The organism is Ensifer sp. Root1252, assembly GCF_001425885.1.
Lineage (GTDB): Bacteria > Pseudomonadota > Alphaproteobacteria > Rhizobiales > Rhizobiaceae > Ensifer > Ensifer canadensis.
Genome location: NZ_LMDT01000045.1, coordinates 288,810 through 304,379, shown reverse-complemented (window position 1 = coordinate 304,379; position 15,570 = coordinate 288,810). Strand labels below are relative to the sequence as shown.

Annotated in this window: 18 protein-coding genes; 11 read left to right on the top strand and 7 right to left on the bottom strand. The window is 62.5% G+C overall.

Going from position 1 to position 15,570, the window contains the following annotated elements; all coding sequences use genetic code 11:
• Window positions 1–772 (top strand): Gfo/Idh/MocA family oxidoreductase (locus tag ASD02_RS31790; protein WP_057258501.1); only part of this gene is annotated, 772 nt, incomplete at its 5' end.
• Between the two features lie 260 nt (window positions 773–1,032).
• Window positions 1,033–2,400 (top strand): GH1 family beta-glucosidase, encoded by a 1,368-nt coding sequence (locus tag ASD02_RS31785; RefSeq protein WP_038576503.1) that lies wholly within the window; start codon window positions 1,033–1,035, stop codon window positions 2,398–2,400.
• Between the two features lie 309 nt (window positions 2,401–2,709).
• Here the strand turns inward: ASD02_RS31785 and ASD02_RS31780 are convergent, their stop codons facing one another.
• On the bottom strand, window positions 2,710–3,600 hold the full coding sequence (locus ASD02_RS31780) for an NAD(P)-dependent oxidoreductase (RefSeq protein ID WP_057221588.1): 891 nt from the start codon (window positions 3,598–3,600) through the stop codon (window positions 2,710–2,712).
• A 241-nt stretch (window positions 3,601–3,841) separates the two neighbouring features.
• On the opposite strand from ASD02_RS31780, the gene ASD02_RS31775 reads away from it, so the two are divergent.
• The 5 genes from ASD02_RS31775 to ASD02_RS31755 all read left to right on the top strand — a co-directional run bounded on the left by ASD02_RS31775 (window position 3,842) and on the right by ASD02_RS31755 (window position 7,919).
• The gene (locus tag ASD02_RS31775) at window positions 3,842–4,474 is read left to right on the top strand and encodes a TerC family protein (RefSeq protein WP_025424900.1); all 633 of its coding nucleotides are present in this window, start codon (window positions 3,842–3,844) and stop codon (window positions 4,472–4,474) included.
• A gap of 378 nt (window positions 4,475–4,852) precedes the next feature.
• On the top strand, window positions 4,853–5,935 hold the full coding sequence (locus ASD02_RS31770; protein ID WP_025424899.1) for a methionine ABC transporter ATP-binding protein: 1,083 nt from the start codon (window positions 4,853–4,855) through the stop codon (window positions 5,933–5,935).
• The gene (locus ASD02_RS31765; protein ID WP_025424898.1) at window positions 5,925–6,590 is read left to right on the top strand and encodes a methionine ABC transporter permease; all 666 of its coding nucleotides are present in this window, start codon (window positions 5,925–5,927) and stop codon (window positions 6,588–6,590) included. Before ASD02_RS31770 ends, ASD02_RS31765 begins: the two co-directional genes overlap by 11 nt.
• 38 nt (window positions 6,591–6,628) lie before the next feature.
• A complete protein-coding gene (locus ASD02_RS31760; protein ID WP_057221587.1) occupies window positions 6,629–7,405 on the top strand; it encodes a MetQ/NlpA family ABC transporter substrate-binding protein in 777 nt (258 codons plus the stop codon).
• Window positions 7,406–7,520: 115 nt separating this feature from the next.
• Window positions 7,521–7,919, top strand: a complete 399-nt coding sequence (locus ASD02_RS31755) for a GFA family protein (protein WP_025424896.1) — start codon at window positions 7,521–7,523, stop codon at window positions 7,917–7,919.
• A gap of 225 nt (window positions 7,920–8,144) precedes the next feature.
• On the opposite strand, the gene ASD02_RS31750 is transcribed toward ASD02_RS31755, so the two are convergent.
• The 3 genes from ASD02_RS31750 to ASD02_RS31740 all read right to left on the bottom strand — a co-directional run bounded on the left by ASD02_RS31750 (window position 8,145) and on the right by ASD02_RS31740 (window position 10,546).
• Window positions 8,145–9,089 carry a rhodanese-related sulfurtransferase gene (locus ASD02_RS31750; RefSeq protein ID WP_025424895.1) on the bottom strand — a complete coding sequence of 315 codons (945 nt, stop codon included), beginning with the start codon at window positions 9,087–9,089 and terminating at the stop codon, window positions 8,145–8,147.
• 78 nt (window positions 9,090–9,167) lie between these two features.
• Window positions 9,168–10,076 carry a CHAD domain-containing protein gene (locus ASD02_RS31745; RefSeq protein ID WP_025424894.1) on the bottom strand — a complete coding sequence of 303 codons (909 nt, stop codon included), beginning with the start codon at window positions 10,074–10,076 and terminating at the stop codon, window positions 9,168–9,170.
• Window positions 10,073–10,546, bottom strand: coding sequence for a CYTH domain-containing protein (locus ASD02_RS31740; RefSeq protein WP_025424893.1), 474 nt, complete (start codon window positions 10,544–10,546; stop codon window positions 10,073–10,075). The genes ASD02_RS31745 and ASD02_RS31740 overlap by 4 nt, the downstream gene beginning before the upstream one ends.
• Before the next feature lie 199 nt (window positions 10,547–10,745).
• Between ASD02_RS31740 and ASD02_RS31735 the strand changes: the two genes are divergently transcribed.
• The 4 genes from ASD02_RS31735 to ASD02_RS31720 all read left to right on the top strand — a co-directional run bounded on the left by ASD02_RS31735 (window position 10,746) and on the right by ASD02_RS31720 (window position 13,368).
• Window positions 10,746–11,384: a 2-dehydro-3-deoxy-phosphogluconate aldolase gene (locus tag ASD02_RS31735; protein ID WP_057221601.1), complete on the top strand. Its 639-nt coding sequence runs from the start codon at window positions 10,746–10,748 to the stop codon at window positions 11,382–11,384.
• A 202-nt stretch (window positions 11,385–11,586) separates the two neighbouring features.
• Window positions 11,587–12,294: a tellurite resistance TerB family protein gene (locus ASD02_RS31730; protein WP_025424891.1), complete on the top strand. Its 708-nt coding sequence runs from the start codon at window positions 11,587–11,589 to the stop codon at window positions 12,292–12,294.
• A gap of 145 nt (window positions 12,295–12,439) precedes the next feature.
• Window positions 12,440–13,129, top strand: a complete 690-nt coding sequence (locus ASD02_RS31725) for a GNAT family protein (RefSeq protein ID WP_038575716.1) — start codon at window positions 12,440–12,442, stop codon at window positions 13,127–13,129.
• Window positions 13,130–13,131: 2 nt separating this feature from the next.
• Window positions 13,132–13,368 (top strand): hypothetical protein, encoded by a 237-nt coding sequence (locus ASD02_RS31720; protein ID WP_057207582.1) that lies wholly within the window; start codon window positions 13,132–13,134, stop codon window positions 13,366–13,368.
• 68 nt (window positions 13,369–13,436) lie between these two features.
• Here the strand turns inward: ASD02_RS31720 and ASD02_RS31715 are convergent, their stop codons facing one another.
• The 3 genes from ASD02_RS31715 to ASD02_RS31705 form a co-directional block, all read right to left on the bottom strand.
• Window positions 13,437–13,748 (bottom strand): hypothetical protein, encoded by a 312-nt coding sequence (locus ASD02_RS31715; protein WP_025424889.1) that lies wholly within the window; start codon window positions 13,746–13,748, stop codon window positions 13,437–13,439.
• Between the two features lie 112 nt (window positions 13,749–13,860).
• Window positions 13,861–14,910: a nickel/cobalt transporter gene (locus tag ASD02_RS31710; RefSeq protein ID WP_025424888.1), complete on the bottom strand. Its 1,050-nt coding sequence runs from the start codon at window positions 14,908–14,910 to the stop codon at window positions 13,861–13,863.
• Entirely contained in the window at window positions 14,904–15,548 is a 645-nt protein-coding gene (locus tag ASD02_RS31705; RefSeq protein ID WP_057221586.1) for a DUF1007 family protein, read from the bottom strand. Before ASD02_RS31705 ends, ASD02_RS31710 begins: the two co-directional genes overlap by 7 nt.
• Between the last annotated feature and the right edge of the window lie 22 nt (window positions 15,549–15,570).

Sequence of the window (15,570 nt, the reverse complement as noted above, 5' to 3'; positions counted from 1 at the left end):
TGCGCTGTTCGTGCTCACCCACAACTACACCGGCTATCCGATGGTGCGCCAGGCGCGCGCGATGGTCGAAAATGGCGACATCGGCGCTATCAGGCTGGTGCAGATGGAATATCCGCAGGATTGGCTGACGGAGAATATCGAGCAGTCGGGCCAGAAACAGGCGGCCTGGCGCACCGATCCGGCCCGCTCCGGCGCCGGCGGCTCGACCGGCGACATCGGCACCCATGCCTATAATCTCGGCGCCTTCGTCTCCGGGCTGGAACTCGAGGAACTTGCCGCCGACCTCGACAGCTTCGTTGCCGGCCGAAAGCTCGACGACAATGCCCATGTGATGATGCGCTTCAAGAAAAAGGACGGCGAGCGCGCCAAGGGGCTSYTMTGGTGCAGCCAGGTGGCGCCCGGCCACGAGAACGGCCTGATGGTGCGGGTCTACGGCACCAAGGGTGGGCTCGAATGGACGCAGAAGGACCCGAACTATCTCTGGTACACGCCGTTCGGCGAGCCGAAGCGGCTGCTCACCCGGGCTGGTGCCGGCTCCGGCCCGGCCGCCGCTCGCGTCAGCCGCATTCCTTCTGGCCACCCCGAAGGCTATCTCGAAGGGTTTGCCAATATCTACACCGAAGCGGCCCGGGCGATCTTCGCCAAACGAAAGGGCGAGGCGATCGATGCCGCCGTCACCTATCCGACAATCGACGACGGTATGAAGGGCATGGCCTTCGTCGATGCCTGCGTGCAGTCGTCAAAACGAAACGGCGCATGGGTAAAGGTGTAGTCGGAAAGCATGCCGGGGGGCTACGGTATGAAGGGCATGGCCTTCGTCGATGCCTGCGTGCAGTCGTCAAAACGAAACGGCGCATGGGTAAAGGTGTAGTCGGAAAGCATGCCGGGGGGCAGGGCGAGGGGTGCCTCGCCCTTTTTCGCGAGTTGACTTTTGCCGGTGTCGCTTTAGGCCCGCCCGCAACAAGAATGAAAATACACAAGGTGAGCGGCCGCCCGCCGGATGCGGGCCGCTGCAAAGGACGAGACAGGCTGATGATCGAAGCAAAAACCCTTGCCCAACGTTTCCCGGGCGATTTCGTGTTCGGAGTGGCGACGGCCTCCTTCCAGATCGAGGGAGCCACCAAGATGGACGGGCGCAAGCCATCGATCTGGGATGCCTTCTCCAACATGCCGGGCCGGGTCTTCGGCCGGCACAATGGCGATATCGCCTGCGATCACTACAACAGGCTCGACGATGATCTCGATCTGATCAAGAGCCTCGGCGTCGAGGCCTACCGGTTCTCGATCGCCTGGCCGCGCATCATTCCCGAAGGCACCGGCCCGATCAACGAGAAGGGCCTCGACTTCTACGACCGTCTCGTTGACGGCCTGAAGGCGCGTAACATCAAGGCCTTCGCCACGCTTTATCACTGGGACCTGCCGCTGGCGCTGATGGGCGACGGCGGCTGGACGGCGCGCACCACGGCCTACGCCTTCCAGCGTTATGCCAAGACTGTCATCGCTCGGCTCGGCGACCGGCTCGACGCGATCGCGACCTTCAACGAGCCCTGGTGCTCGGTGTGGCTCAGCCATCTCTACGGCATTCACGCGCCGGGCGAGCGCAACATGGACGCGGCGCTGCACGCGCTGCATTTCACCAACCTGGCACATGGCCTCGGCGTCGACGCCATCCGCTCGGAGCGGCCGAACCTGCCAGCCGGCATCGTTATCAACGCTCATTCGGTCTATCCCGGCAGCGACGCTGCTGCCGACAAGGCGGCCGCTGAGCGCGCCTTCGATTTCCACAACGGCGTCTTCTTCGGTCCGATCTTCAAGGGCGAGTATCCCGAAAGCTTCATGAGCGCGCTCGGCCATCGCATGCCCGATATCGAAGACGGCGACATGGAAACGATTTCGCGGCCGCTCGATTGGTGGGGCCTTAACTACTACACGCCAATGCGCGTCAGTGATGATGCTGCCGCCGGTGCCGAATATCCCGCGACGATCAACGCCAAGCCGGTCAGCGACGTGAAGACGGATATCGGCTGGGAGGTCTATGCGCCGGCGCTCGGCCAACTGGTGGAGACGCTTAACGCCCGCTACGACCTGCCCGATTGCTACATCACCGAGAATGGCGCCTGCTACAACATGGGCGTCGAAAATGGTGCGGTCGACGACCAGCCGCGGCTCGACTACATCGCCGAGCACCTGTCGGTGACGGCAGACCTGATTTCCAAGGGCTACCCCATGCGCGGCTACTTCGCCTGGAGCCTGATGGACAATTTCGAGTGGGCCGAAGGCTACAAGATGCGCTTCGGCATCGTGCATGTGGACTATGAGACGCAAGTGCGCACGATCAAGAAGAGCGGCCACTGGTACAAGTCATTGGCCGAAGAGTTTCCCGCGGGCAACCACATCTGATGGCTGGTGCCTTGCGCGCCCGTTGAGGCGTGCAGAGCTCAGGTTGATGGCAAACCACTGCGATAGCCTGGTTGACGGGCGAAACATGCTGTTCTCCTCATCCTCGCCCTTGTAGCGGGGATCCAGCGGCCCGACGTCTGTCGGGCCAACAGATCTTTCAACCCAAGGACTTGGGCTGGCTGGATTCCTGTGACAGGCACAGGAATGAGGGCGCTTTGGGAGTCAACAAGACACGTGAATGTCGAACAGGTCATATGGATGACTTTGTCATCAGTCTTGCGCGCCCATTGAGGCGCGCAAGACGTCCTGTCAATCGAAGCGCCCTGGGGCCGCTTTGCGCACCGGCAGCACCTCGAGGCTGCCGCGGTCGAGCTGGGCCAGGACTTCCTTGAAACCGAAACGCGGCTTCCATCCGAGCGCGCCGATGGCGGCACTCGGATCGTAGATACGGTCGATCGATGCCGGCAGCGACCAGCCGCGCTCGGCAAAGGCCTGAGCAAATTTGCTCGCCCGCTCCCGCAGAACCGAGGCTGCATCGCTTGCCAGATGCCGGCAATCGGTCGGCAGGAAGGCCGGCTCGCCTGAAATGACGAACCGCTGAAAGGCAGGCCCGTCATTGTCGAGCGCCGCCACATGCGCGTCCGCCACATCGCGGACGTCGATGCCGCGGTGCAGCCGATACGCCGCCATGCGGTCGGCCTGCTCCGGAAAACATCTGGACATACGCAGGACACGGATATGCAGCGCCCGGTCGGCGGCGTTTTCCAACAAAGCCTCGGCGGCAAGCTTGGTGTGATGGTAGATCGTGTGCGGTTGCGGTGGCGTTTCCTCGGTGATCCAGGTGCAGGCACCCTCTTTCACCGCATGGCCGTACAGTGCCGTCGTGCTGGTGAAGACGATACGGCGGACGCCGATGGCTTGAGCCGCGGCAATGACGAGATGGGTGCCCATCACATTGACGCGCTCGAATTCCGCGTCCGGGATCGTATCGACGTGTGGCGCATGCAGAGCAGCCGCATGGATGACGGCATCGGCCCCCTGCATGGCGCGTTCCAGGAGGACACCGTCGACAAAGTCACCTGTGATCTCCGTCGTCGCAAAAGGCGCGCGGTCGATGCCGATCACGTCGTGATCGGGCGTCAGGGCATTGTAGATCGCCCGGCCGATGCGCCCCGAACTTCCGGTCAAAACGATGCGCATCCGCTCTCCTGCCTTTCGACTCAGTCTTGTTGTGTTTCGTATCAGAGAACTGTGCTCAGTAAACTGTGAAGTCCGCCACAATCTCTGCATAGCCGTTGAAGCAACAACGCGCTGCGCAGTGCCATCATTCCGGTGCGTATTGCGAAGCTGTCCGTCTCAACCCCTTGATCCGCCAACGCCCCTTGTTCTATGCGTTAGCGACAGCGAATAGGCGTGCGGGGCGCCTGGGGGACTATCGATCATGGAAATCTTCACCTCTGCCGGGCTGCTGGCGCTTCTGCAGGTCATCGTCATCGACCTGGTTCTGGCCGGCGACAATGCCGTCGTCATCGGCCTTGCAGCCGCCGGTCTGCCGACCGAGCAGCGCCGCAAGGCGATCCTGGTCGGCATTCTTGCCGCCACGGTCCTTCGCATCGCGCTTGCCAGCGTCACGGTACAGCTTCTCGATATCATCGGGCTGCTGCTGGCCGGTGGCCTTCTGCTTCTCTGGGTCTGCTGGAAGATGTGGCGCGAGATCCGCGCCGGCGGGGCCGAAGATTTTGAGGGCGAGGGGGCCAATTCGGCGCCGCGAAAGACCTTCCTTCAGGCAGCCATCCAGATCGTCATTGCCGACGTCTCGATGTCGCTCGACAACGTGTTGGCGGTCGCCGGCGCTGCGCGCGAGCATCCGACGATCCTCGTCTTCGGCCTCATCCTTTCGATCGCGCTGATGGGCATTGCCGCCAGCTTCATCGCCCGGCTGCTCAACCGCTATCACTGGATCGCCTATGTCGGTCTCGCCATCATCCTCTATGTGGCACTCAACATGATCTATCGCGGCTCACTCGAAGTCTGGCCGCATCTGGCGCCGGTCGCTCACGCCATCGGCGTTTGACCGTCATCGGCAGATCGTGCGCATCGGCCCGCTTATCGGGCCGGTGCGCAGCAGGCTTCTTTCAGCGCCATTTGCGAAAGAGCGGTTTTTTCCGCAAACGTGAAGCAACCCGGAAAATCATACCTGTAAAAGCCGGGATCTATTGTCCATAAGGGCCGTAGATTATGTCGCATGTTCTTCCTGCGGCAACGACGTTGAACTCACCGGTTGGCTAATGCTAGAGAAGTGCTCCCTGTTCCGAATGCGTTGTCGAATGTCGGCCTGACAAGACGCGCCTTCCATCCCGCGCCCCGAGTCCGGGATTTTGAGTTTCGAGCATCCGAGAGCACCTATGTACCCGTCCATAACGATAACGCCTCTTTCGGGGGTATCCGAACGATGAGCGTTTCCGCCTATAAAGCACCGGCGCCCGGCGATGCCGCCGTCATCTTCGACGGCGTTTCCAAGCATTTCGCAGCGTCCGGCAAGAGCGGCGGCTTTACCGCGCTCGACAACGTCTCCCTTTCGGTCGGCCGCGGCTCGATCACCGGTATCATCGGCCGCTCCGGCGCCGGCAAGTCGACGCTGATCCGCCTGGTCAACGGGCTGGAGAAGCCGACGGGCGGCAAGGTGCTCGTCGACGGCGTCGATGTCGGCGCGCTCGACGAGGCGGGTCTTCGCACGTTGCGCCGCTCGGTCGGCATGATCTTCCAGCATTTCAATCTGCTGTCGTCGCGTACCGTGTTCGGCAATGTGGCGCTGCCGCTCGAAATCGCCGGCATGGACAAGGGAGCCATCGAAAAGCGCGTGCGCCCGCTGCTCGACCTTGTCGGGCTTGCCGACAAGCATGGCCGTTACCCCTCCGAGCTTTCCGGCGGCCAGAAGCAGCGGATCGGCATCGCCCGGGCGCTTGCGACCGAGCCGAAGCTGCTTTTGTCGGACGAAGCGACATCGGCGCTCGATCCCGAGACGACGCAATCGATCCTGGAACTGTTGAAGCGCATCAATGCCGATCTCGGCCTGACCGTGCTGCTCATCACCCACGAGATGGAAGTGGTGAAGGCGGTCACCTCCGATGTCGCCGTCATCGATCACGGCCGCATTGTCGAACGCGGCCACACCTTCGATGTCTTCACCCATCCGAAGCACGAGACGACACGGGCGATGCTCTCCGGCCTGCCGGGCTCGAAGCTGCCCGACGCAGTGTCCCGCGCGCTGAAGCCGCAGGCTGCCGTCGGCGACCGCGCCGTCGTGCGCCTGACCTTCTTTGGCGCGGCGGCAGAACGGCCGCTGATTTCGCAGCTGATCAAGTCGGTCGGCGCCGAGGTCAACATCATCGCCGGAACGATCGACGAGATCGGCGGCCGGCCCTACGGCTCGCTGGTCGTCGCCTATGGCGCGGATGCGGAAACCGCAGGCCGTGCCGAACGCTTCTTCACTGAAAACGGTCTGGTCACGGAGGTGCTCGGCTATGTCGCCTGATATCCTGTTAAAGATCTGGGGTGCCACGCTCGACACACTCTACATGGTCGCGGCCGCCGGCCTGATCGGCTCACTGATCGGCTTGCCGATCGGCATATTCCTGGCGACCAGCGGCAAGGGCGAACTCTTTCCGGCACCGACGATCAACCGCATCGTCGGGCTGATCGTCAATGCGGCGCGCTCGACCCCGTTCATCATCCTGGTCGTTGCCATCATTCCCTTCACCCGGCTTCTCACCGGAACGTCGATCGGCACCAAGGCGGCGATCGTGCCGCTGACGATCGCGACCATTCCCTTCGTTGCACGTCTGGTGGAGGCGGCGATCCGCGAGATTGACAAGGGACTGATCGAGGCGGCCCGTGCCATGGGTGCCACGCCGATGCAGATCGTCTTCAAGGTTCTGCTCGCGGAGGCCCGCCCGGCGCTGACGATGGCGCTGACCATGACAGCCGTCAGCCTCATTGGTTACTCCGCCATGGTCGGCGCGGTCGGCGGCGGCGGGCTCGGCGATCTCGGCATCCGCTACGGTTACCAGCGCTTCATGCCCGACGTGATGCTCGTCGTCGTCATCGTGCTCATCGTGCTGGTGCAGCTGGTGCAGAGTGCCGGCGACGGACTGGCACGCCACTTCGACAGGCGTAGCCGCAAGAACTGATTTCCCAGGACATTCAAATCACCAACAAGGAGATACCCATGAAGAAGCTCATCATTGCTGCGGCAATCGCAGCCCTTACGGCCGGTACCGCACTGGCCGAAACCATCAAGGTTGGCGTGACGCCGGGCGAGCACGCCCAGATCATGGAGAAGGTGAAGGAAGTCGCGGCGCCCAAGGGCCTCGACATCGAGATCCTCGAATTCTCCGATTACGTCGTTCCGAACCAGGCGCTTGCCGACGGCGACCTCAACGCAAATTCGTTCCAGCACCAGCCTTACCTCGACAACCAGATCGCCGATCGCGGTTTCGATATCGTCAGCGTCGGCACCACCATCACCACGCCGATGGGCGTCTATTCGAGCAAGGTGAAGAACCTCGACGAGCTGAAGGATGGCGCGACGATCGGCATCCCGAACGATCCGACCAATGGTGGCCGCGCGCTGCTCGTGCTCGCGTCCAAGGGTCTCATCAAGGTCAAGCCGGAAGTCGGCCTGAAGGTGACCCCATCCGACATCACAGAAAACCCGAAGAACATCACATTTGCCGAACTGGATGCGGCCCAGCTTCCGCGCTCGCTCGCCGATGTCGACGCAGCAGTGATCAACACCAACTACGCGCTCGAGGCCGACCTGCATCCGAAGGAAGACGCCATCGCCATCGAAGGCGAGAAGTCGCCCTACGCCAACGTCATTGCCGTGCGCACCGCCGACAAGGACGCGCCCTGGGTGAAGACGCTCGTCGAAGCCTACCACGACGAAAAGGTGAAGACCTTCATCAACGAGACCTTCAAGGGCGCGCTGATCCCGAGCTGGTAATTTCCAGCCCGTAGAAACCCGATATCGAACCGCGCGCCGTACCCCGGCGCGCGGTTTTCTTTTGAATGCTGGCTGCGGCGCGCTATCTCCTCTGCAATCACAGGAGGAGGCCGGCATGAAGGGTGGATGTCACTGCGGCGCCATACGGTATGAGGCGAAGCGGTCGCCGTCCTATTCCGGCTTTTGCCATTGTCGCGATTGCCAGCGGATCACCGGTACCGGGCATTGCTGCTACATGATTTTCGATCGTTCGGATGTGATTGCGACGGGGTCTTGTCGCGGCTACCAGACCATTGCTGCGAATGGCAACATTTCCATCCGCCATTTCTGCGAGACCTGCGGCAGCCAGGTTTTTGGAAGTGGCCTGCCGGATGATGGTCGACTGACGGTCTATGCCGGCACGCTTGACGATCTCTCCGAGTTCACGCCAACGGATGCGATCTTCACGCGCAGCCGGCCCAAATGGGATCGGGCGGCGATGGCCCTGCAGGAATGCGAGGCGCTGCCGGGCTAGAGGCGAGACAGCAAGATTTGCCCCTCGCTCTAACCCTCTCGCCGCATGCGGGGAGAGGGTACGTGGCCCGGGTGCAGGGTTGCCGGCGGTTCCGTTACGGAAAATACTGACTTGATGTGAATGGGCGGTTCTTTGGGATACGGATGGCGCGGCATCTCCCTTCGCCCCGCTTGCGGGGAGAAGGTGCCGGCAGGCGGATGCGGCGCGACTTCTTCGACAGCCGCTTCAGCTTCCGAGATGTTTCTCGCCGCGCTTTTTGGCAAGCGTGATCTGGCGTTGCCGCTGGCGGTAACGCTCGCGGTCCTCGTCGGTGCGGACTTCGTGGCAATGGATGCAGGACACGCCTTCCTCGTGGTGCGGGGAGGCGAGGTCGGCCGGGGTCAGCGGCTGGCGGCAGGCGTGGCAGAGCGTGTGCTCGCCCTCTTCAAGCCCGTGCGTGACCGACACGCGGTCGTCGAAGACGAAGCAGGCGCCTTCCCAGAGGCTTTCCTCCTGCGGCACCTCTTCGAGATACTTCAGGATGCCGCCCTTGAGGTGGAAGACCTCGTCGAAGCCCTGCTCCTTCATGAAGGCGGTCGCCTTCTCGCAGCGGATGCCGCCGGTGCAATACATGGCGATCTTCGGCTTGTTGTGCAGGCCGGCATTGTTGCGCACCCAGTCTGGAAACTCGCGGAAGGTCTTGGTCTGCGGATCGACCGCGCCCTTGAATATGCCGATCGCGGTCTCGTAGTCGTTGCGCGTGTCGATGACGATCGTTTCGGGATCGGAGATCAGCGCGTTCCAATCCTTGGGATCGACATAGGTGCCGACGATCTTGTTGGGGTCGATGTTGTTGACGCCCATGGTGACGATTTCCTTTTTCAGCCGCACCTTCATGCGCAGGAACGGCATCGAGGAAGCACGGCTTTCCTTGTGCTCCAGGCCCGAAAATTCCGGCTGCGAGCGCAGATAGGAAAGCACCGCCGTGATGCCGGCGTCGGTGCCGGCGATCGTGCCGTTGATGCCCTCATGGGCGAGAAGCAGGGTTCCCTTGACGCCATTCTCGTCGCAAACGGTCTGCAGCGGTTCGCGGAATTCGGCGAAACGCGGGAAGGCGACGAAATGATAGAGCGCTGCGACCATGAACTGGCCATGCGTCTCGGGGCGCGGGGTCGTTGAAATGTCGGTCATGGGGCGTGCAAATACAGCTTTCGCGCCGCAAGTGCAATCCGGACCTCCCCTCCAGGGGCCATCTGTCGCGGCCGGCGGCTAGCGACTGGCCTCCAGCCAAAGGAGCCGGATGGTCCGGCTCTCGACATCCGGCGCATCGAGAAAGACGTTGGCTGCGCGATCCAGCGCCTCTAAGCGCAGGCTTTCCTGGCGAGCGATGACAGCGGAGATCAGATGAGCCTGATCCTGGCTGTCGCCGGCAAGGCCTGGATCCTCGTTGACGAGCGAGGTCATGACGTCGAGGTCGTTGAGGTGGCCGAGAATTTCGACCAGCGCTTTGGCATCCAGGCGTTTTGCCTGCATCGCCGAGGGCCAGGCCTCACGCATCAAGGCAAGGTGCATGCGATAATCCTGCGCGCGCTTGCGCAACTCGTGGAAGGCGGCGGCCTCGGTGCTTGCCTGGCAGGCCTCAACGGCGCGGGCAGCGCGCTTCAACGTGCGCCGCCAGCCCTTCGCCAGCCGGTCGGCCGTCTTGCGGCGACGGTCGTCGAAGGAGACATGGGCAAGCGCCGCCATGGCCTGTTCGCAATTGACGATGGTGGCTGCGATCCTGTCCTCGATATCGGTTTGGCCGGCGGCAATCCGGTCGCGTCGCTCGGCCAGTCGCGAGCAGACGCGGTCGAGCGCCTTCTCCTCGTCGTCGCTACGGGCGCCCTCATGCAGATAGCGGGCATTTTCGACGAGCGCGGCGGCGTCCCTGACAGCCGAGAGATTGCGCGCCATGTTGCGAATGCGGGCATTCTCCTGTTTTTGAAACAGCGGCGCGTCGGAGGCGATGAGCCGATAGAGTGCACGCAGGCGCTTGAAACACTTGCGGGCGTCGTGGATTGCCTCGTGCACGCCATCAGGGCGCAGCCGCAGGACCTCGATCGCCTGCTCGAATTGTTCGGCGCCGACATTTTTGAAATCGTCGGTGAAGGCCCCGCCTGGGCGGAAGGCGTAGCTCATGCTTGTTCTTCCACAGGCCCGTTGGTGGCGAGCGCCTGGTTGGAATAGCGCCGGTCCCCGGTGATCTCCGGTCCCAGCCAGTCGGGAAGTGCGGGCAGATCGGTCTCCCGCTTCATCTCGACCTCGGCGACGACGAGCCCCTCAAGTGCGCCTTCGTAGACGTCGACCTCCCACACAAAGCCCTTGTGCGGCACCCGGTAGCGCCGTTTCTCGATAACGACGCCCACTGCCTGGGTCAGCATTTCGCTGGCGTCGTCCATCGGCAGATCATATTCGTATTCATTGCGGACCAGCGCCGACTTGCCGATCTTGATTGTCAGCCGCGCCCATTTGTTGCCGTGGATCCGCACGCGCACGGACCGGTCGTCCATAGTGACGACATAGGCCTGCCGGAGCTGGGTGCCCTTGTCGGCACGCTCCCGCCAACCGTCGGAGGCCACCAGGAACTTGCGCTCTATCTCCTTCGCCATGGGTATCCCGCATTTCGAGAGGGTCGATGTCATCAAACTATCGTTTTACGGGCAAGGCTCAAGCATCTCTTTGTTGTCGAAGTTATTTTCTTTTTTGCTTATGTATGAATGGTGAACCGGCTTGGTGTTCGGCCTCGACAAGCGGCAGCAGGCGGAGTATGCGGAACGCATATTCAATCGTTTTAAAAGGACGATCTGCATGAGTGCGAAAACCGACAAGCTTCTTTCCATCCTCAAACTGCAGCCGGTCGTCCCGGTTCTGGTGATCGACGATGTGGCGACCGCCGTGCCGCTGGCGCGGGCGCTCGTCGCCGGTGGACTGAAAGCGATCGAGATCACCTTGCGCACGCCCGCGGCGCTCGAAGCGATCCGCGCCGTTACCAACGAGGTCGAGGGTGCGGTTGCCGGTGCCGGCACCATCCTCAATGCCGCCCAGTTCGAGGCGGCGATCGAAGCCGGTTCGCAGTTCATCGTCAGCCCGGGCACGACGCAGGAGCTGATCGACGTTGCCAACGACCACGACGCCCCGTTGCTCCCGGGTGCTGCGACCGCCAGCGAAGTCATGGGCCTGCGCGAAGAAGGCTACGACGTCATGAAGTTCTTCCCGGCGGAACAGGCCGGTGGCGCTGCCTATCTCAAGTCGCTGTCGTCGCCGCTTGCCGGCACCTTCTTCTGCCCGACCGGCGGCATCTCGCTTTCGAACGCCCGCGACTACCTGTCGCTGCCGAACGTCATCTGCGTCGGCGGCTCGTGGGTGGCGCCGAAGGATCTGGTGACGAAGGGCGACTGGGCCGGCATCACCAAGCTTGCGGCCGAGGCCTTTGCGCTCAAGGGCTGAGGCTCGCCCGATCGCTTGAGAATTTCGAGGCCGGGCGTCAGTCCGGCCTTTTTCGTGTGCCCGGCCATTTTCGTGCGCAACGCGAGTTTGTATTTCCAGTGCAACGTTCCTATGTCTCAATCGGTTTGATGGAGCGGGTGCAGGCGGCGCCCTGTTCCGCATGGTTTTTAATCCGCCTGGAACCGACAAGGAGCGAAACCCCATGTTCGACGCGAAGAAATTGCTGGACCAGTTTCTCGGATCGCAGGTGCCGGGAGCGGGTGGCTCGGTGCGCGACCGCGCCGGCCAGGTTACGCAACTCGCCAAGGACAATCCGCTGGCAACCGGTGCCATCGCCGCCGTTCTGCTCGGCACCAAGTCGGGCCGGCAGCTGACCGGCAATGCGGCCGTGCTCGGAGGGCTCGCAGCCATCGCCGGCCTCGGCTATCAGGCCTACAAGAACTATCAGTCCGGCAACGCGCCGGTCACCGATCCCACCGCCCAGAAGCAGCCTGAACTCTTGCCGCCGCCGACCGATTCCGGATTTGCCGCCGAGCCGGAAAAGATCAGCCACGACTTCGCGCTTATTCTCGTGCGCGCCATGATCGCCGCCTCGCGCGCCGACGGCCATATCGACGAGGTCGAGCGCCGCCACATCATGGATAAGCTTTCGGTGTCCGGTCTGTCGGCCGATGCGTCGGCGTTCCTCGAGGGCGAGCTGGCCAATCCGGTCGATATCGACGCCATCGTCAACGCTGCGAAGACCGAGGAAGAGCGCGTCGAGGTTTATACCGCGTCGCGCCTGACGATCGAGCCGGAAAGCCGCGCCGAGCGGGGCTATCTCGATCTGCTCGCCGGTCGCCTCGGCCTTCCCGATGCGCTGGTCGATCATATCGAAGCGACCGTGTCGTCGGCCAAGGTCCCGGCCTGATCATTTCGCTCATGGATTGATCACCAGTTTGAATTTGTGTCGGCCGCTTCTCTGCCCTATGCCGAAGTCGATAGCGCCGCGCGTCTTACCAGACGCGCAAAGGTCGCTATAGCACTTTGAATTGCTGCAGCCGGAGAGGTGGCCGATGCGTGATCTGAGCAACTGGAAGGGATGCCCGGCACCGAAGCCGGTGGCGATCGAGGGTCGCTATGTCCGGCTTGAACCCTATGACCGTGCGATGCACAGGCAGGACCTCTGGGATGGGCTCGGCGGTATGGGCATCAATCCGCTGCTCAAGTATTTCGCGCAGGCCGATTTCCGCGGCATCGACGATTTCGACACCTGGCTGACCACTGCCCAGGAAAAGGGCGGCTGGGTCACGGAAGTGTTCCGCGACAAGGCGAGCGGCAAGGTCGTCGGTATGGCGAACTACATGCGCGCCGATCCTGCCAATGGCGTCGTCGAGGTCGGGTCCGTTGCGCATGGTGCGGCGATGGCCCGTTCGCCGCTGTCGACCGAGGTGCATTACCTCATGGCCAAGCATGTCTTCGAGGATCTCGGCTATCGCCGCTACGAGTGGAAGTGCAACAGCGAGAATGAGCCAAGCCGGACGACGGCACTCCGCCTCGGCTTCAGTTTTGAAGGCATTTTCCGCCAGCATATGATATCCAAGGGCGGCAACCGCGACACGGCCTGGTTCTCGATGATCGACAGCGAATGGCCGCTGCTCAATGCCGCATTCGAAAACTGGCTGTCGCCTGATAATTTCGATGCCGATGGTCGTCAGAAGCGGCGGCTGGAAGATATTCGCGCGGACCTCGCGCCAAAGGAGTGAGCGTGAACGCGCCCGAGAAGACGAGAGAAAACCAAGCCCCTAAGGAAAAGTCGCCGGCGATCGCCGCGGCCGTCATTCTGGCCGTCGTCGGCGTCGGCTTCTTCGTGCTACCGTCGATCATGCTGAGGCTTGGCGATATCTCGGTGTGGCTCGCCGGCGCCTTTGGCGTCGTCTTCGTTCTCGGCTTCTTCCTGATCTTCTGGCTGCGCGCGCGGCATCAGCGCAAGCGCGGGCTGTGATGGTAAGGTCTAGGGGCCGACGTGCAGGGAGTTGCCTCGGAAGACCCGTCCACAGCGTGCCTGGTTCCTCAATAGCGTTTTTTCTTTCGCACACGCGTGAAGCCGATTTGATCGGGCGTTAGCTCTGGGTCGTCTTCAAGACGGTAGCCGAATGAGTACCACGCGTCAGAGACATTCCGCGCGCCGGATGGCGGCGCCCAATAGTGATCGACAACCCAGAACGAGTAGCCGCCTCCAACGTCGGTCGCCGCAATCCCGTGCGTTTCGGAAAGCCAGAGCCTGAAAGCGGTGGCTTCACCGGACCAGATGTATTTGATTGCCCAGCCGGCCCGTGCGAGGTTGGCGGCGATTTCCTCGAACTCAAGCGTGTCGAAATTCATCTACCGTGTCCGTGTGGCGGCTCCACGCACGACGTACGTTGACCTCCCCCGGGGTGGGGGAAAGGGGCGGGCTTGCGGAAGCGGCGCACGTCCTGGCGAACACATAGCTGCCTTATCCTTGCAGCGCGGCGCCCAGCAAGACCAGTCCCAAAATAATCACGAGCAGGGCGCCTGCGATCTCGATGCCGTTCGAGACGCGGGCGGCCGATGCGGCGCTTGACGCGTAGCGCACGGCGAAACCCTTTGCCGTGACGGCCAGCGTCGCCAGGATCGATACCGTGATGGCGGTGCCGATCGACATGGCGAAGACCGACAGGATGCCGCCGAGATAAAGGCCGTTGAGTAAGGCGAAGGACAGCACGATCAGTGCGCCCGAGCACGGACGCAGACCGACGGCGACGATCGCCGACCAGGCCTCGCTGATGGCGAAGCGATCGCCCTTGAGCATCGACGGATCCGGCGCATGCGCATGGCCGCAGGTGGAGCAGACTTCGCCGGCGCCATGGTCGTGGTGATGATGCGTGTGGTCATGGCGATGGTGGGCATGGTCGTGATGATCGTGTTCGTGCTCGACGTGAACATGCCCGCCGCCGGCCGTTGCCATGAGAGCCGTCGGACGCATCATCGAGCGCAGTTTGCGAAACAAGAGCCAGCCGCCGAAGGCTGCGATCAGGGCGTAGCTGGCAATTTCCAGAGAGCGCGTCGCGTCAGTCATGCTGATCGAGGATCCGCGCAAAAGAAGATAAACCGCGCCGACAAGCAGGATGGCGACGACCCCCTGCAGGATCGACGACATGAAGGAGAGCAGCACGCCGCGCTTCAGCTCAGTCTCGTTGGCGATCATGTAGGAGGAGATGACCGCCTTGCCATGGCCGGGGCCGGCGGCATGGAAGACGCCATAGGCAAAGGAAAGGCCAATCAGCGACCAGAGCTGCCAGGGGTTTTCGCGCATGCCCTTCAGCGAGCCTGTCAGCGTGCGGTAGAAGCCCTGCTGCTCTGCATTCACCCAGGCAAAGAAGCCGCCGAGAAAGCCGGTGGTCTGAAACGACGGTTCGGCAGTGCCGATGCCGAGCGGCGATTGCGCCGCGGCAAGGCCGGCCGACAGAGCGGTCAACACGAGCGTCGCGGCAATCAGGCGGCCGATCCTGCGGGTGTTCAGCATGTGATCTCTATCCTGGTTGCAAAGAGCTTCGACATGTCGGTGCCGGTCGGGTCGCTCCAGAAAGCATCGGTCAGCGTGTCCTTGTTCTCGGCAAGGACTTCGTCAGGATCAGGGCGGACGACCTTGTGTTCGCAGTCGGCGATCTTGTCGCCGACCACGGTCAGGTCGTCATCGGTCGGGAAATCCATGGCCGTGTACATGGTCGGGTCGTAGACGCCGAAGGAGAGCTTGCCCTTGAGCGGCATCGGCTCGGCCGGCTTGACCGCGAAGATCATCAGCAACTGGCCGTCCTTGTAGTCGACGGTGATGTGCTCAGGTTTGCTGACCTTGATGGATTTGCCGTTTTCCAGGGCCGTCGTGTAGTAGTTGTACTCCGACAGTGACTCCAGCACGGTCTGGCCGACTTCCGCCAGTTCGTCCGGGTCGAGCGTGGCGTTCGAGTTCTTGTCGAAGTCGAGAACGACACTTGCGGAAAATAGCTCGTCGAAACGCCAGACATTTCTCAGCTCGCTCACCTCACCCTTGTCGTCGGAGGCCACTTCCAGGCGGGCCTCGGCGAAGATGTGCGGATGGGCAAAGGCCAAAGTCGGCGCAAGCAGGATGGCAAGGCCGGCCACGACGAGGCGCTTAATTCTCATGAAACGGCAATCCTTTCAGTCA

Excerpts from the sequence above, each read along its gene's own strand:
- ASD02_RS31785 (WP_038576503.1), top strand. The coding sequence starts at position 1,033 with ATGATCGAAGCAAAAACCCTTGCCCAACGTTTCCCGGGCGATTTCGTG.
- ASD02_RS31780 (WP_057221588.1), bottom strand. The coding sequence starts at position 3,600 with ATGCGCATCGTTTTGACCGGAAGTTCGGGGCGCATCGGCCGGGCGATC.
- ASD02_RS31775 (WP_025424900.1), top strand. The coding sequence starts at position 3,842 with ATGGAAATCTTCACCTCTGCCGGGCTGCTGGCGCTTCTGCAGGTCATC.
- ASD02_RS31770 (WP_025424899.1), top strand. The coding sequence starts at position 4,853 with ATGAGCGTTTCCGCCTATAAAGCACCGGCGCCCGGCGATGCCGCCGTC.
- ASD02_RS31765 (WP_025424898.1), top strand. The coding sequence starts at position 5,925 with ATGTCGCCTGATATCCTGTTAAAGATCTGGGGTGCCACGCTCGACACA.
- ASD02_RS31760 (WP_057221587.1), top strand. The coding sequence starts at position 6,629 with ATGAAGAAGCTCATCATTGCTGCGGCAATCGCAGCCCTTACGGCCGGT.
- ASD02_RS31755 (WP_025424896.1), top strand. The coding sequence starts at position 7,521 with ATGAAGGGTGGATGTCACTGCGGCGCCATACGGTATGAGGCGAAGCGG.
- ASD02_RS31750 (WP_025424895.1), bottom strand. The coding sequence starts at position 9,089 with ATGACCGACATTTCAACGACCCCGCGCCCCGAGACGCATGGCCAGTTC.
- ASD02_RS31745 (WP_025424894.1), bottom strand. The coding sequence starts at position 10,076 with ATGAGCTACGCCTTCCGCCCAGGCGGGGCCTTCACCGACGATTTCAAA.
- ASD02_RS31740 (WP_025424893.1), bottom strand. The coding sequence starts at position 10,546 with ATGGCGAAGGAGATAGAGCGCAAGTTCCTGGTGGCCTCCGACGGTTGG.
- ASD02_RS31735 (WP_057221601.1), top strand. The coding sequence starts at position 10,746 with ATGAGTGCGAAAACCGACAAGCTTCTTTCCATCCTCAAACTGCAGCCG.
- ASD02_RS31730 (WP_025424891.1), top strand. The coding sequence starts at position 11,587 with ATGTTCGACGCGAAGAAATTGCTGGACCAGTTTCTCGGATCGCAGGTG.
- ASD02_RS31725 (WP_038575716.1), top strand. The coding sequence starts at position 12,440 with ATGCGTGATCTGAGCAACTGGAAGGGATGCCCGGCACCGAAGCCGGTG.
- ASD02_RS31715 (WP_025424889.1), bottom strand. The coding sequence starts at position 13,748 with ATGAATTTCGACACGCTTGAGTTCGAGGAAATCGCCGCCAACCTCGCA.
- ASD02_RS31710 (WP_025424888.1), bottom strand. The coding sequence starts at position 14,910 with ATGCTGAACACCCGCAGGATCGGCCGCCTGATTGCCGCGACGCTCGTG.
- ASD02_RS31705 (WP_057221586.1), bottom strand. The coding sequence starts at position 15,548 with ATGAGAATTAAGCGCCTCGTCGTGGCCGGCCTTGCCATCCTGCTTGCG.